This window comes from Ruminococcus gauvreauii (assembly GCF_025151995.1).
Taxonomy (GTDB): domain Bacteria; phylum Bacillota; class Clostridia; order Lachnospirales; family Lachnospiraceae; genus Ruminococcus_G; species Ruminococcus_G gauvreauii.
The window spans coordinates 1,778,479-1,793,606 of the sequence record NZ_CP102290.1 but is presented as its reverse complement, the minus strand read 5'-3'; the positions used below and the strand labels follow the sequence as shown (position 1 = coordinate 1,793,606).

Annotated in this window: 14 protein-coding genes and 1 riboswitch; of the genes, 11 read left to right on the top strand and 3 right to left on the bottom strand. The window is 46.4% G+C overall.

Annotation, left to right across the window (positions count from 1 at the left end; translation table 11 throughout):
- Positions 1-27 precede the first annotated feature (27 nt).
- Positions 28-537 (top strand): shikimate kinase, encoded by a 510-nt coding sequence (locus NQ502_RS08670; RefSeq protein WP_028528315.1) that lies wholly within the window; start codon positions 28-30, stop codon positions 535-537.
- A gap of 125 nt (positions 538-662) precedes the next feature.
- The gene (locus NQ502_RS08665; protein WP_028528316.1) at positions 663-1,955 is read left to right on the top strand and encodes a UDP-N-acetylglucosamine 1-carboxyvinyltransferase; all 1,293 of its coding nucleotides are present in this window, start codon (positions 663-665) and stop codon (positions 1,953-1,955) included.
- 94 nt (positions 1,956-2,049) lie between these two features.
- Here the strand turns inward: NQ502_RS08665 and NQ502_RS08660 are convergent, their stop codons facing one another.
- The gene (locus tag NQ502_RS08660; RefSeq protein WP_049898099.1) at positions 2,050-4,638 is read right to left on the bottom strand and encodes a YfhO family protein; all 2,589 of its coding nucleotides are present in this window, start codon (positions 4,636-4,638) and stop codon (positions 2,050-2,052) included.
- Positions 4,625-5,602 (bottom strand): glycosyltransferase family 2 protein, encoded by a 978-nt coding sequence (locus tag NQ502_RS08655; RefSeq protein WP_028528317.1) that lies wholly within the window; start codon positions 5,600-5,602, stop codon positions 4,625-4,627. The genes NQ502_RS08660 and NQ502_RS08655 overlap by 14 nt, the downstream gene beginning before the upstream one ends.
- 154 nt (positions 5,603-5,756) lie before the next feature.
- On the opposite strand from NQ502_RS08655, the gene NQ502_RS08650 reads away from it, so the two are divergent.
- Entirely contained in the window at positions 5,757-6,791 is a 1,035-nt protein-coding gene (locus tag NQ502_RS08650) for a CPBP family intramembrane glutamic endopeptidase (RefSeq protein WP_044983168.1), read from the top strand.
- A gap of 65 nt (positions 6,792-6,856) precedes the next feature.
- Here the strand turns inward: NQ502_RS08650 and NQ502_RS08645 are convergent, their stop codons facing one another.
- On the bottom strand, positions 6,857-7,714 hold the full coding sequence (locus NQ502_RS08645; RefSeq protein ID WP_028528319.1) for an AraC family transcriptional regulator: 858 nt from the start codon (positions 7,712-7,714) through the stop codon (positions 6,857-6,859).
- Between the two features lie 273 nt (positions 7,715-7,987).
- Positions 7,988-8,087, top strand: a riboswitch (SAM riboswitch).
- An 84-nt stretch (positions 8,088-8,171) separates the two neighbouring features.
- Here NQ502_RS08645 and metK point away from each other — a divergent pair.
- From metK to NQ502_RS08605, 8 genes are all read left to right on the top strand, one after another.
- Entirely contained in the window at positions 8,172-9,359 is a 1,188-nt protein-coding gene (metK, locus tag NQ502_RS08640; protein WP_028528320.1) for a methionine adenosyltransferase, read from the top strand.
- A 185-nt stretch (positions 9,360-9,544) separates the two neighbouring features.
- On the top strand, positions 9,545-9,682 hold the full coding sequence (locus NQ502_RS08635) for a hypothetical protein (RefSeq protein WP_260046717.1): 138 nt from the start codon (positions 9,545-9,547) through the stop codon (positions 9,680-9,682).
- Positions 9,679-11,169: a sensor histidine kinase gene (locus tag NQ502_RS08630; RefSeq protein ID WP_028529605.1), complete on the top strand. Its 1,491-nt coding sequence runs from the start codon at positions 9,679-9,681 to the stop codon at positions 11,167-11,169. The genes NQ502_RS08635 and NQ502_RS08630 overlap by 4 nt, the downstream gene beginning before the upstream one ends.
- A complete protein-coding gene (locus NQ502_RS08625) occupies positions 11,162-11,851 on the top strand; it encodes a response regulator transcription factor (protein WP_028529604.1) in 690 nt (229 codons plus the stop codon). Before NQ502_RS08630 ends, NQ502_RS08625 begins: the two co-directional genes overlap by 8 nt.
- Before the next feature lie 21 nt (positions 11,852-11,872).
- Positions 11,873-12,469 (top strand): nucleoside/nucleotide kinase family protein, encoded by a 597-nt coding sequence (locus NQ502_RS08620; protein ID WP_028529603.1) that lies wholly within the window; start codon positions 11,873-11,875, stop codon positions 12,467-12,469.
- 14 nt (positions 12,470-12,483) lie between these two features.
- Positions 12,484-13,473, top strand: a complete 990-nt coding sequence (holB, locus tag NQ502_RS08615) for a DNA polymerase III subunit delta' (RefSeq protein ID WP_028529602.1) — start codon at positions 12,484-12,486, stop codon at positions 13,471-13,473.
- Between the two features lie 3 nt (positions 13,474-13,476).
- Positions 13,477-14,358 (top strand): PSP1 domain-containing protein, encoded by an 882-nt coding sequence (locus tag NQ502_RS08610; RefSeq protein WP_028529601.1) that lies wholly within the window; start codon positions 13,477-13,479, stop codon positions 14,356-14,358.
- A 16-nt stretch (positions 14,359-14,374) separates the two neighbouring features.
- On the top strand, positions 14,375-15,112 hold the full coding sequence (locus NQ502_RS08605; protein WP_028529600.1) for a tRNA1(Val) (adenine(37)-N6)-methyltransferase: 738 nt from the start codon (positions 14,375-14,377) through the stop codon (positions 15,110-15,112).
- Positions 15,113-15,128 lie beyond the last annotated feature (16 nt).

Here is a 15,128-nt window from a genome sequence, read left to right as displayed (position 1 = left end):
TTTAGCATGCAAAAAGGCTAGGGGAACATGAAAAAAGAAAAGAGCAATCTTGTATTAATCGGAATGCCGGGTGTTGGAAAAAGCACGATAGGCGTGATTCTGGCAAAGGAAATCGGATATCAGTTTCTGGATGCGGATCTTTTGATCCAGCAGCAGGAAAACCGTCTGCTGAAGGAGATCATCGCAGAAGAAGGGGCAGACGGGTTTATTTCGATTGAAAACAGAGTCAATGCGTCCATTGATGCGAATCGTACCGTAATCGCTACAGGAGGGAGTGTAGTATACGGAAAAGAGGCGATGGAACACCTCCGGGAAATTGGAACGATGATTTATTTACGGCTTTCCTATGCATCTTTGAAGAGGCGTCTGCATAACCTAAGAGGTAGAGGGGTAGTGCAGAAAGAAGGACAAACTCTTCGGGATATTTATGAGGAGCGCACAGTGTTGTATGAGCAATATGCTGATTTGATTGTTGATGAGGAAAATAAAGGGATTGAAGAGACGCTGCGGGCGATTCTCGTCAGATTAACTTTATAAAAATTTTAAGTTTTTTTTACAAAACGATTGAATTATTATAACAATTGCGGTATGCTAATTAATACATTGATTGGTTGTATAGGCGGTTTCAGGGCTGCATATACAAGAAAAATCCGAGGTGGAATATGGAACAATATATAATAAGAGGTGGTAATCCGCTGGTTGGAGAAGTAGAGATCGGCGGAGCAAAAAATGCAGCGCTTGCTATTCTGGCTGCAGCAATTATGACGGATGAAACAGTGCGTATCGATAATCTTCCGGACGTCAGAGATATTAATGTTCTGCTGGAAGCAATTGAAAGAATCGGGGCAACAGTTGAACGTGTTGACCGCCATACGGTGACCATCAACGGAGCGACAATTGGCGATATCAGTGTTGATTACGAATATATTAAGAAGATTCGTGCGTCCTACTACTTGTTAGGCGCATTACTTGGAAAATACAAAAAAGCGGAAGTACCGCTTCCCGGCGGCTGTAACATCGGAAGCCGTCCGATCGACCAGCATCTGAAAGGATTTCGTGCGCTCGGCGCGTCCGTTGATATCCTGCACGGTGCGATTGTGGCGAGAGCCAATGAGTTAACCGGAAATCATATCTTCCTGGATATGGTATCGGTGGGTGCGACGATCAATATCATGATGGCCGCGTCCATGGCAAAAGGAAGAACCATTATTGAAAATGCGGCGAGAGAGCCTCATGTCGTCGACGTTGCCAATTTCCTGAACAGTATGGGAGCGAATATTAAGGGTGCGGGTACGGATGTCATTCGTATCAAAGGCGTGGACAAACTGCACGCAAGCGATTATTCCATTGTGCCCGATATGATCGAAGCGGGTACTTATATGATGGCAGCGGCGGCTACCAAGGGGGATATCCTGCTGAAAAATGTGATTCCGAAACATCTCGAGGCGACGACAGCGAAGCTGGAGGAGATCGGATGTGAAGTGGAAGAATTTGACGATACCATTCGTGTGATCGCATCCCGGCGACTCAGGAGAACACATGTGAAGACGCTTCCGTATCCCGGATTCCCGACGGATATGCAACCGCAGATGGCTGTTGTACTTGCACTCGCTGAGGGGACAAGTATCGTGACAGAGAGCATTTTTGAGAACCGCTTTAAATATGCTGACGAGCTCGCACGTATGGGCGCCGATGTCAAAGTGGAAGGTAATACTGCGATTATAGACGGTGTGGACCGCCTTACGGGTGCCAGAGTAAGTGCGCCGGACCTCCGTGCAGGTGCGGCACTTGTAATAGCCGGACTGGCAGCTGACGGGATCACAACGGTAGATGATATCATGTATATTCAGCGCGGATATGAGGACTTTGAAGGAAAGCTCAGGGGTCTTGGCGCGGATATCGACCGTGTATTCAGCGAAAAAGAAATTCAGAAATTTAAACTTCGGATTGGATAAAAGAGAAGTAAAAGTACCGGATACATAAGGCCTGTAACTGCAGGTTTTATGTATCCGGTTTTTTGCTACATGGAAATCAAGGTTCCTTTACAGTTTAGGAATGTAATACTGCCCGGCGCTGGCGCACACAGAGGATGCAAAGCAGAATCCCTGCAAGGGTGCAAAGCCAGCCCGCATATGTACCGGGCGCCCGGTAGCGGATCTCTATTTGATGTTCGCCCTGAGCTAGCGGAAATCCCAGGAAGGCAGTGTTGACGATCTGCGGCTTAATAGGCTGTCCGTCAACCGTTATTTTAAAGTGGCTGTCATACGGGACAGAACTGATAAACCAGCCGTCCTGATCTGCGCTGATGGTTCCGGCCATCACATCCCCTGCAGTCAGATCTTTATCAAGACGAAACGGCTGACTGTACAAATTGTTGCTGCTCAGGATACTGCCATCTGCCGCGTAGGCATGAATATCGGTAATTCTGCAATCTCCCTTTTTGAACGTGACAGGAAGGGAGGTTTTTCCTTCTTCAATTCCCAGTACATAGGTAAACGTAGTGTTTCCGTTGTAATAATCGTGATTTACACCTGTAAGTTTGTTGCTGACGGTGCCGATTTTGATCGAGATATCCTTTGTCGGGTTCAGGTTTTCTATCTGAAACTGAATAAATAACAGATCCTGCGGCTGGGTTCCTTCCGGGAGAGAAATATCAATTCTGGATTTCTTTGCGGCGTGAATTTCATATCCGTTTTCGACAGCCTGAATATCCAACGCCGATCCCGCCTGATGAATGGTAAATGTTACGTCGTTTACCTTCATGGCTGACCGTGCAGATGCTGTGGATGTTGAAATACTGGATTGCGGGACAACCCCGGCCTGTGAAAATATAAGCTGACTGTAAGGAAAATCAAGAGATTCGTATTCCTGCTCGGAGACCAGGCGGTCCGTGACATAAGCGAGAGGAGCCACGTCTTTGTTTTCCCAAAGTGTGAGGCCGTCTTGCGTGTAAAGTTTTTGATAACCGAACTGCGTGTCTTTGCTGATGATATATTTTACACCCATCAGCCGGCGAAACAGAGGATTCGTGGAGACACCCTGCATGAGACAGTTGCGGTACGGCTGTTCCAGTTCAAAGGTCTGCTCACGAAATGTCCGGTAATACGGATTGCAGGCGGATGAATACATTGAAGAGATTTTTTGTCCGCCTGCGTGGATTCTGTTAAAGTTGGCAGAGTTTTCTGCGTGTGTTCCGATCTGTTCGAGGCGGAAACCAGACAGTTTGTCATCGATAGAAGAGACAAGATCCGAAATCCCGGAACTGGTAAGTTCCTGAAAAAAGTCGCGCGGAACAGCCATATCTGCGGCACTGTGATAGATCATACAGTAACTGAACAGGAATCCGCATGACAGAAGTACCGGAAGGGGGGCTGTCAGTTTTTTCAGGAACAGATACAGGCAGAATACGGCAAATATTACCGCTGCGTCGATCAGGATGAATCTCCAGTAATTCCGGTATTGATCCTGGTGTCTGCACATAAATAATAAAAGAATGACAGCCACATATGGCAGCAGATAAAGTGTTTTTGTTCGGACGGAGTTTTCGCCTTTTATCTGCTGTATTTTTTTTATATAGTATGCGGTCACATAGCACAGCAGAGGGAGAAAAGGAATGAATACCTTATCCTTTTCGTACAGGCCCCCGTTTAAGAGATAACCGGCCGCCGGGATTGTAAAAAGAAAGACCAGACCCCAGATCAGAATGCGTTCGCTTGCCTTTTTCCAGAATAAGCCCGTGATCAGTACGGCAATCACAAGAGAAGTAAGTCCCAGTCCATACGGACTGTAAAGCAGACGCATAACTTTCAGCTCAGGTACCAGCACCTGTGAGGCAGAGATTCCATGAGCCGAAGACCTGCTGCTGCCAAATATCGCGGCTGCAGAGGGAATTAATAAAAAACCGGACATACAGACGGCGGCGATCATGGGGCATAAAAGCCTGAGAATACTCCGGGTCCACAGAAAAACGGTGATTTTGCCATTGTGTTCCTGAAAGCAACGGTGCAGACCATATAAAAACAGAGCTCCCATGCCGCCGATGGAAAAATAAAAGCTTGTCATAATCATGAGAAACACCCCGGCGATCAGTAAGCCGGACCGGCGATGTTCAACCAGCCGGTCCATTCCAAGAAAGCTCATGCACAGAAATGGCATGTAGCTTACGAACATCCATTGATTGTAGGAGTGGTAAATCATAGGCGCCGCCAGCAAAAACAGCAGGGCGCAGCTAAAGGCGGTCCAGACCGAGAACCCCCGTTTTATAAGCCAGGCATAAAACAGATATACAGAGGCCGCAAGCCCGATTATGCTGACTGCCATAATGTAATCTGCCATTTTCACGAACGGCAGGGCATATGAGAGCAGAATCAGCGGGCTGAACAGACCATAATAAGAGAAATTGTAAATGTTCTGTCCACCGCCTATATCCGGGGCGAAATTAGGAAAAAGATTGCCTGTCTCGTAAAACAGCTGCCGGAAATAATCCGGAAGCACACTGTGCTGGCTGATCCAGTCAACTTTGGAGCCAAAGACACCGTTTTTCAGGACACATGCGCAGCCGAGTATCAAAACGGCCGTCAGCAGAGTGCAGCAAATGATATGCCTGCCCCTGCCTGCGGCGTAATTATGCTGCTTCATAAGGATTCCCTCCGGTTTTTTTGCATCCGTCTGCTTTTTCACTGGATTCTTTCAAGATGAAAATTGGCCTGTTTTTTGTCTCCAGATATGTTTTGGAGAGATATTGCCCCACAATTCCTGTACAGAACAGCTGGATGCCGCTGACAAAAAATATCAGACAGGCAAGTGACGGCCATCCACTGACCGGATCTCCAAATAACAGAGTTTTAATAATGATAACAACAATCATCAGGAATGCAAGAAAGCAAAATGCGACACCGGCAATGGATGCGAGCGCCAGAGGAGCCACCGAAAAGCCGGTGATTCCCTCGAGAGAATACAAAAACAGCTTTTTCAAGGACCACTTGGTCTCGCCTGCAGCCCGTTCGATATTCGGGTATTCCAGCCATTTCGTGCGAAAGCCTACCCACTCAAAAATTCCTTTGGAAAAACGGTTATATTCACTCATGGAGAGAACTGCTTTCGCCATGCTGTATTTCATCAGACGGTAATCTCTGGCACCGCTTACGATTTCTGTTTTGGAAATGCGATTGATAAAATGGTAGAATTCTCTGGATAAAAAGGAACGGACTGGGGGTTCTCCGTCGCGGTCAGAGCGTTTCGTGGCAACGCTGTCGTAATCTTCTGTCTTCAGAATCTGGTACATTTTGGGCAGCAGAGCAGGGGGATCCTGAAGATCAGCATCCATAACTGCCACATACTCTCCGGCAGCATTGGAAAGCCCGGCATAGATAGCTGCCTCTTTCCCGAAATTTCTGGAAAATGAAAAATATTTGCAGCGCTCGTCTTTGTGGTTTAATTCTTTTAAAATGGACAGTGTGCGGTCGTTGGAACCGTCATCGATAAACAGCAGCTCAAAGCGGCAGGAGGACATCTGCCTCATTACTTCCTCCATTGTGTCATAGTATGCGGGAAGTACTTCCTCTTCGTTAAAACATGGTATGATAATTGATAGCTTATCCATATACTCACCTCTCTAAACAGCAGTATACAGTTAAAATCTTAAGAAATTCTTTGTATTCCTTAAATAAATGATAAAAAATAAAAGAATGGTCTGCCGGGAATGTCTCCGGATGTGCTATAATTAATCTTACAAACTGTTTGATGGGAGGATTTTTATGCAGGAGGATTTCAAAATACAGGACTCAGCCGGTGAATTACGGAGGGACCGGAAATATTTTTCCAGGATCGGAATGATGTTTTTTTTGGGAACCATGCTGATTATAGTGGTACAGGGAGCTGCCATTTTTCTGGTCAGCTGGTTGAAACCGGAATGGCTGGAGGACAGTACGATATCGCTGCTGGTGACTTCACTTCCACTGTATCTGCTGGCAATGCCTCTGATGATTTTGCTTATCACCCGTGTAAAGCCCCGAAAAGTGATCAGTCAAAAAAGAATGTCTGCCGGACAGATGGCTGTGGCATTTCTTATGTCCTACGCAATTTTATATGTGAGTAATCTGCTCGGAAATTTTATTACGATTTTGATCGGACTTATAAAGGGATCCGGGGTGGGAAATGTTCTGGCGGATGCAGTTTTTGGAACCAACCCCTGGGTGATTTTCTTTCTTATGGTGCTGTGTGCTCCCGTCTTTGAAGAATTTATTTTCCGGAAGCTTTTGATCGACCGGGCGGCGGTGTACGGGGAAGGTGTGGCAGTCGTGCTCTCCGGAGTGATGTTTGGATTATTCCACGGCAATCTGAATCAGTTTGCCTATGCGTTTCTGCTCGGTATTTTCTTTGGTTTTATCTATGTAAAGACCGGGAAGATACGGTATACAGTGATACTGCATATGGTGATTAATTTTATGGGAAGCGTGGTTTCTACCTGGGTGATGAATGCCATGAATGCTGAAAAGACAATAGAGGCGCTGCAACTGTTTCAGAGCAATCCGGAGGAGGGAATGGCTGCACTGCAGTCTGTGCTGCCAGGCCTGCTTTTAGTAGGAATATATGTGCTTCTGATATTTGGCGTTGTGATAGCTGGAATTGTACTGCTGATTGTAAAACGCAGGAAGTTTAGGCTTATGCCGGGAGAGGTGGTGATTCCGAAGGGGAAACGGTTTCAGACGGTCATGGTGAATCTGGGAATGGGGCTGTTTAGTGTTTTCTGGATAGTGCAGATGGTTTGGCAGCTTTTGCAGCCGGCATGAAAACTATAAAAGAGATTTAAAACAGACAAAAGGCGGGCAGCCGGTGACTGTCCGCTTTTTGTCTGTTATTTCTTTTTCACCGGAATCCATATCTCGCTGTAATAGTTTTCATCCTGTACGCCATTTGTATAATCGTCTGGATGGCTGTACATCTCAAAGCTATATCCGGCTGCGATTTCATAGTCTTTGCAGTTTGGCAGCCATTCTGAGAAAATTTTCTTGTTTACATTCTGCAGGGAATCCGGCATTGCCCCTCTGCAGGGGAAAATTGCCCAGGTGTATTCCGGTATGACCTTCGTCACAAACCCATCCGGAATCTCGGCAGCGGGGTTATAGTTATCCGCGATCAGGTATTCAAATTCATTTCCGCTCATACTCTCGTCAATACTCACACCATACATGCCGCAGACATGGCTGCCTTTCCCGGTCTGATAATGAGCGGTCCAAAATTTCGGAATCTCCGATGCGGCACCGTCGTACCTGAATGTTTTCGATACTCCTAAAATGGTAAATGAAGCCTTTTTAACAATTTTGTAATCCATAATATAACCGCCTTCCAATGAAAATTTGATTTTCAGCGGGGCAAACAGTTTGATCATCGCCCCGTCTTTTCTTACAGCAGTTGGGGTAACGCCGTGGAAACGGGTGAAAGCTTTTGTGAAGCTGTCCGGTGAATCATAACCATATTTCAGCGCGATGTCTATGATTTTTGTGTTTGTGGAAACAAGCTCGCTGCCGGCAAGCGTAAGCCTGCGCCGCCTGATATATTCTCCGACCGTAAAACCGCAGAGTATGGCAAACCCTTTTTGAAAATAAAACGGTGATAACAATGTCTGTTCTGCAATCTTGTCAATGGCAAGTTCACCGGTCATATTTTCTTCAATGTAGCTGACCGCTTTGCTGATATCTTCAACCCATCCCATAACGGGTACCTCCCTGTCTGTGATCTTATCTTACTATGTTCAGATTCATTCCTCCCGACTTTTTGTGTTATCTTTTGTCCGGGAGCAGATATGGATGTATGGTAATGCATGGGATCAGATTTGTCAAAGTTTAATTGCAGACCCGGAAGATCAAAAATTTTCGCAATAATAAAAGAAAAAATACGGAAATGGGATATTTTGTATGGGCAGAGTACTTGACGCCCCATAAAAAAAGCGTTATAGTACGAAGGTATAAATAAAATATTTGCTTTTCTCTTATTCAGAGTGATGGAGATACAAAGGATCTGTGAAGTCACGGCAACCCCCTCAGTGGAAGGTGCCAACCTGAGCGAGTAATTTCGAACAATAAGGGGATTTGATGAAAATGATTAAGTCCGCCTGAATTAGGCGGATTTTCTTTATAGCAGAAAAGCAAAACGACAAAGGAGAATGAAGCATGGAAAAATTGTTATTTACATCCGAGTCTGTGACAGAAGGACATCCGGATAAAATGTGTGACCAGATATCAGATGCTATCCTGGATGAGCTGTTAAAACAGGATCCCATGAGCCGTGTGGCATGTGAGACATGTACGACTACAGGTATGGTTATGGTTATGGGCGAGATTACGACATCCGCGTACGTTGATATTCAGAAAATTGTACGTGACACGGTGAGAGAGATTGGGTACACAAGAGGAAAATTTGGTTTTGATGCCGATACCTGTGGTGTGATCACTGCGATTGACGAGCAGTCTACGGATATTGCCATGGGGGTTGATAAAGCGCTCGAAGCAAAAGAAAATACGATGTCTGATGCTGAGATTGAGGCAATCGGAGCAGGAGACCAGGGAATGATGTTTGGTTATGCGACGAATGAGACGGAAGAGTACATGCCGTATCCCATCGCACTTGCCCATAAACTGGCGCTGCAGCTAACCAAAGTGCGCAAAGACGGCACTCTTTCTTATCTGAGACCAGACGGAAAGACACAGGTCAGCGTAGAGTATGATGAAACCGGGAAGCCGGTGCGTCTGGATGCAGTTGTGTGCTCCACGCAGCATGATCCGGATGTGAGTCAGGAGCAGATTCATGAAGATATTAAAAAGTATGTGTTCAATCCCATTATCCCGGCCGATATGGTAGATGAAGATACAAAGTATTTTATCAACCCGACTGGAAGATTTGTAATCGGCGGTCCGCACGGGGACAGCGGACTGACCGGACGTAAGATCATTGTCGATACCTACGGCGGATATGCGCGCCACGGCGGCGGTGCGTTTTCCGGAAAGGACTGTACAAAGGTAGACCGTTCCGCAGCGTACGCAGCGAGATATGTTGCCAAAAACATGGTAGCTGCCGGGCTGGCAGATAAATGTGAGATACAGCTCTCCTATGCCATCGGTGTAGCTCATCCCACATCTGTCATGGTGGATACAGACGGGACAGGTAAACTCTCCGACAGTAAACTCGTGGAGATCATCCGTGAGAACTTCGATCTGAGACCTGCCGGCATCATTAAAATGCTGGATCTGCGCCGTCCAATCTATAAACAGACCGCCGCATACGGACATTTCGGACGCAACGACCTTGACCTTCCGTGGGAAAGACTGGATAAAGTAGACGATCTGAAGAAATATCTTTAAAATATATAATAACCGCTGTCTAAGCCGCCGCTGTCATGCGGCGGCTGTTTTCATAAAATGTTTAGAAAGGTTTTCTTTCGCTAAACAACAACAGTATGCTATAATGAACGCATAGCGACGAACGCGCGGACTGACAGGAGATGATCGGCTGCTCCGCAGGTGTATCATCTCATGGAAGGAAGCATGTGAGTGCAACGAACACCGAGGGAGCGAAAGCTGCCGAGGTTGCGTTCGGAGCGGAATGCCAGCGCGGACTGACAGGAGATGATCGGCTGCTCCGCAGGCGTATCAGCGCAGATTGTTGGAAAGAGAGAAACAAATGAAACTGAAGACAAGAATTATCATAACTTTTTTTGTTATAGTTCTGGTCCCGCTGACGCTGACCGGAATTTCTTTTTATGGTTTCGCACAGTATCAGATAAAGACGATCCAGGAAGAATATGGGATAGACGTTTCCTATGAGAATCTGTCAAACAGTACCATGATGCTCAGTAAGATCACACAGGATACGTTTGCCATGGTTCAGGAAAAAGCACAGAAGGATCCGGGAGTTTTTGAACAGAGCAATTATCTGAATACGCTGAATTCCCGGCTCGGGAATATGTATTCATTTCTCCTGGTGAGGAAAGACGACGCCGTCTATTACTGCGGTACAGATGATGATACAGAGGAGTTGTTTGAACTGCTTCCGGAGTATGGTGATGCCAGGGCGGGATCGGACAGCGGTGTCTATATAGGCGGGGATGTGCAGGCCCTGGTAAAGCAGGCAGACTTTCTATTTGCAGACAGGTCTAAGGGAAGCGCATTTATCGTTACGGAGGCGGACTCCTTTATGCCGCAGATGAAGGTTTTGCTGGTCGAGATGGCGGTCGTTATTATGATCGTACTGATTGCGACGAGCCTGTGCCTGAGTCTCTGGATATACAGGGGAGTCATCGGCCCCCTGAACCAGCTGAAAAAGGCTGCCGTCAATATCAAGGAGGGAAACCTTGAATTTACCGTTGAGGGAAACGGTGTGGATGAGATCAACGCACTGTGCGAAGATTTTGAGGAGATGCGAAAGCGCCTGAAGGATTCGGCTGAGGAAAAGGTTGTATTTGATCAGGAAAACAAAGAACTTATCAGTAACATTTCACATGATCTGAAGACTCCTATCACAGCTATTAAAGGCTATGTGGAGGGCATCATGGATGGTGTGGCAGACACACCGGAGAAAATGGATAAATATATCCGGACCATTTATACAAAGGCGAACGAGATGGACCGCCTGATCAATGAACTGACATTCTACTCAAAAATTGATACGAACAGGATCCCCTATACGTTCAGTAAGATCAATATCAGAGACTACTTCGACGACTGTATTGAAGATATCAGCCTGGAACTGGAATCAGAGAATGTTGAACTGGAATATCAGAATTGTCTGGAACGGGAGGTTGCCGTTATCGCAGATGCCGAACAGATTAAACGCGTGATCAACAATATTATCAGCAATTCACTCAAGTATATGAACAAAGAATACAAAAAAATTTCCTTCCGTCTGAGAGATGTCGGGGACTTTGTACAATTCGAGATTGAAGACAATGGAAGGGGGATTTCAACAAAAGACCTGACGAATATTTTTGACAGGTTTTACCGGACGGATGCATCGCGGAATTCGTCCAAGGGAGGAAGCGGAATCGGCCTTTCTATCGTAAGAAAGATTCTGGAGGATCACGGGGGCAAAGTGTGGGCAACCAGCCAGCTTGGTATAGGAACAACAATGTATTTTGTACTTAGAAAATTTCAGGAGGTACCGGCAGATGAGTAAAATATTGATAGTGGAAGATGAAGAGGCGATTGCAGATCTGGAGAAGGATTATCTGGAGCTCAGCGGATTTGAGGTAGAGATTGAGCATCAGGGAGACATCGGACTGAAACGTGCGCTGGAGGAGGACTTTGATCTGTTCATTCTGGATCTGATGCTTCCGGAGGTAGATGGTTTCGAGATCTGCCGGAGAATCCGGGATAAAAAGAATACACCGATCATCATGGTATCGGCGAAGAAAGACGACATCGATAAGATACGGGGGCTTGGACTTGGAGCTGATGATTATATGACGAAGCCCTTCAGTCCGAGTGAGCTTGTCGCACGTGTCAAGGCGCACCTGGCGCGCTATGAGCGCCTGATTGGAAGCGGGGTGCCGGAAAATGATATCATCGAAATAAGAGGGATCAAGATTGACAAGACGGCCAGAAGGGTCTGGGTGAACGGGGAAGAAAAAAATTTCACCACGAAGGAATTTGACCTGCTGACTTTTCTCGCGCAGAATCCTAACCATGTATTTACGAAGGATGAGCTGTTCAGCAAAATCTGGGATATGGAATCCATCGGAGATATTGCCACGGTTACCGTGCATATTAAAAAAATCAGAGAAAAGATCGAATTCAATACCGCAAAGCCTCAGTATATCGAGACCATCTGGGGTGTGGGGTACCGATTTAAAGTATAAAGACCGATAACGAGGGGGAATATGGGAAAGATATTTTATATCATGGGAAAAAGCGCTTCGGGAAAGGACAGTATCTATGAATACCTGCTTGCCAGGGAAGATCTCGGCCTGAAGCGTATCATCCTGTACACAACGCGGCCCATACGGGATGGCGAAGAGCCGGGCAGGGAATACTACTTTGCAGACGACAGACAGTATCAGCAGCTGAAACGGGAAGGCAGGATCATCGAATCCCGTTCCTATTATACGGTACACGGAATCTGGACATATTTCACTGCCGATGACGGACAGGTTGACTTGTCGAAACATCATTATCTTGGAATCGGAACGCTGGAATCTTATGAAAAAATAAAGCATTATTATGGAACGGAGAATATCTGTCCGATCTATGTGGAAGTCGAGGACGGCGAACGCCTGCAGCGGGCGCTGATACGGGAACGGAAACAGAAAGAACCGAAATATGCGGAGATGTGCAGGCGCTTTGTGGCCGACTGTGAAGATTTCAGTGAGGAAAAAATACTGGCAGCCGGAATTGGCAGCAGGTTTATCAATGATGATCGGCAGACATGTCTTGCAGAGATTGAAAAGTACGTGAAAGATATGTTATACTGTTCGTGATAGGAGGTGGAGAAATGTCTGGATTTGACAGTGTAATTGGTCACAAAGATATTATTGCACATCTGCAGAATGCAATTGAATCCGATAAAGTTTCTCACGCGTATATATTCGAGGGAGAAACGGGATCCGGTAAAAAACTTCTGGCAACGATGTTTGCCATGACACTGCAGTGTGAGGAGAAAGGGGCAGACCCCTGTTTGAAATGCGCCTCCTGCAAAAAAGCGTTGAGTAAGAATCATCCTGATATCATAAACATAACACATGAGAAGCCGAACTCTATTGGAATAGAAGAGATTCGGGAACAGTTGACATCCGATGTGGACATTCGTCCTTACAGCAGCCCGCATAAAATATATATTATCAATGACGCACAGCTTCTGACGCTTCAGGCGCAGAATGCACTGCTGAAGACGATCGAGGAGCCGCCGGCGTACGCGGTGATTCTTCTTCTGACCAATAATATCGAGGCGCTGCTTCCGACAATTTCGTCGAGGTGTGTGACATTGACGCTGAAGGCGGTTGGCGACGATATGGTCAAGGAATACCTTATGGAGAGACTGCATATTCCGGATTATCAGGCGGAAGTCGATGCATCTCTGGCACAGGGGAACATCGGGAAAGCGGAAAAGATAGCCACAAGCGAGGAGTTTTCAGCGCTTGCGGATACTGCACTTAAGATCCTGCGCCATTCCGGGGAGACAGAGCTGTACGAAATGGTGGATGCAATAAAAGAACTCACGCAGGACAGGCAGAATATCAATGATTACCTGGACCTGTTTCTGATGTGGTTCAGGGATGTGCTGCTATTCAAGGCAACCAGGGAGGTAGACAGCCTGGTGTTTAAACATGAAATCAATTATATCAAGGAACGTGCAAGGAAAAGTTCTTATGAGGGATTGGAAACGATTATCGAGGCCATTGAGAAGGCCAAGGTAAGACTGCGTGCCAACGTAAATTTTGATCTCACCATGGAGCTGCTGTTCCTGACGATCAGGGAGAACTAGAATATGACTAAAATAATCGGAGTCCGGTTTCGCAATGTTGGCAAGGTATATTACTTTAATCCGAAAAATCTTGATATAAAAAACGGAGATAACGTAATCGTCGAGACAGCAAGAGGAGTGGAGTACGGCCATGTTGTGCTGGGACCGAAGGAAGTGGATTCATCTCAGGTTGTACAGCCGCTTAAGGATGTGATTCGGATCGCTACTCCAAAGGACAGCGAGAAAGAGGAAAACAACCGAAGAAAAGAAAAGGAAGCCTTTGAGATCTGCCAGAAAAAGATTAAAAAGCATGATCTGGAGATGAAACTGATCGATGCGGAATATACATTTGACAATAATAAAGTACTGTTCTATTTTACCGCGGATGGGAGAATTGACTTCCGGGAACTTGTAAAGGATCTGGCGTCGGTATTTAAGACAAGGATAGAGCTTAGGCAGATCGGTGTAAGAGATGAGACGAAGATTCTGGGCGGAATCGGAATCTGCGGCAGGCCGCTTTGCTGCCATACGTATCTGTCGGAATTTGCACCTGTGTCGATCAAGATGGCGAAGGAGCAGAACCTTTCGCTGAATCCCACGAAAATATCGGGTGTCTGCGGAAGGCTGATGTGCTGCCTGAAGAACGAGCAGGAGACGTATGAATATCTGAATAAAAAGCTTCCGAATAACGGGGACCAGGTGCTCACGCCGGAGGGGCTTCGGGGCGAAGTTCTGAGTGTAAATGTCTTAAGACAGCTTGTCAAGGTGTTGGTGGATGACGGAGAAGAAAAAGAGATCCGTGAATACGGTGTGAAGGAGCTGAAATTCAGGCCGAAACAGAATAAAAAAGACAAGGTAAAGCTGTCTGCTGAAGAACTGAAGGCGCTTGCGGAGCTGGAAAAGTAAAAGGAGACCGTATGAAATGGAAGTTCTAATGTCAGATGAAGAACGTCTGGATGATCTTCAGAATGGATATAAGCTGATACAGGATGTCAATGATTTTTGCTTTGGGATTGATGCGGTGCTTCTTGCGTGGTATGCCAGGATAAAACCCGGAGAGAAAGTGCTTGATATGGGCTGCGGAAATGGGATTGTTCCCATTTTGCTGCGTGCCAGGCATGACAATATCCATATCACAGGGCTGGAAATCCAGGAAAAAAGCGCGTCGCTGGCGAGGCGAAATGCAGCGTACAACCATCTGGAGGATGATATCCGTATCGTAACGGGAGATATAAAAGAGGCCGCTGCCATATTTGGTAAGGCCTCTTTTGATGTCGTTACCGTGAATCCGCCGTATATGACGGGCGGACATGGACTGAAAAACGAACATCTTCCCAAAATGATCGCGCGTCATGAAGTACTCTGTTCTCTGGAGGACATTATCTCCCAGGCATCGGCACTGCTGAAAGAGAGAGGCAGATTTTTTATGGTACACCGCCCGTTTCGGCTGGCGGAGATTATGACCGGGCTGGTGCGTTATGGTCTGGAGCCGAAGCGAATGCAGATGGTCCATCCGTATTTGGATAAGGAGCCCAACATGGTGCTGATAGAGGCCCTGCGCGGAGGGAATTCCAGGATCACCGTAGAAAAACCGCTGATCGTGTACCGCGAGCCAGGAGTTTATACGGATGACATTCTGAGTATATATGACAGGATCTGATGATGGATAATGAGGA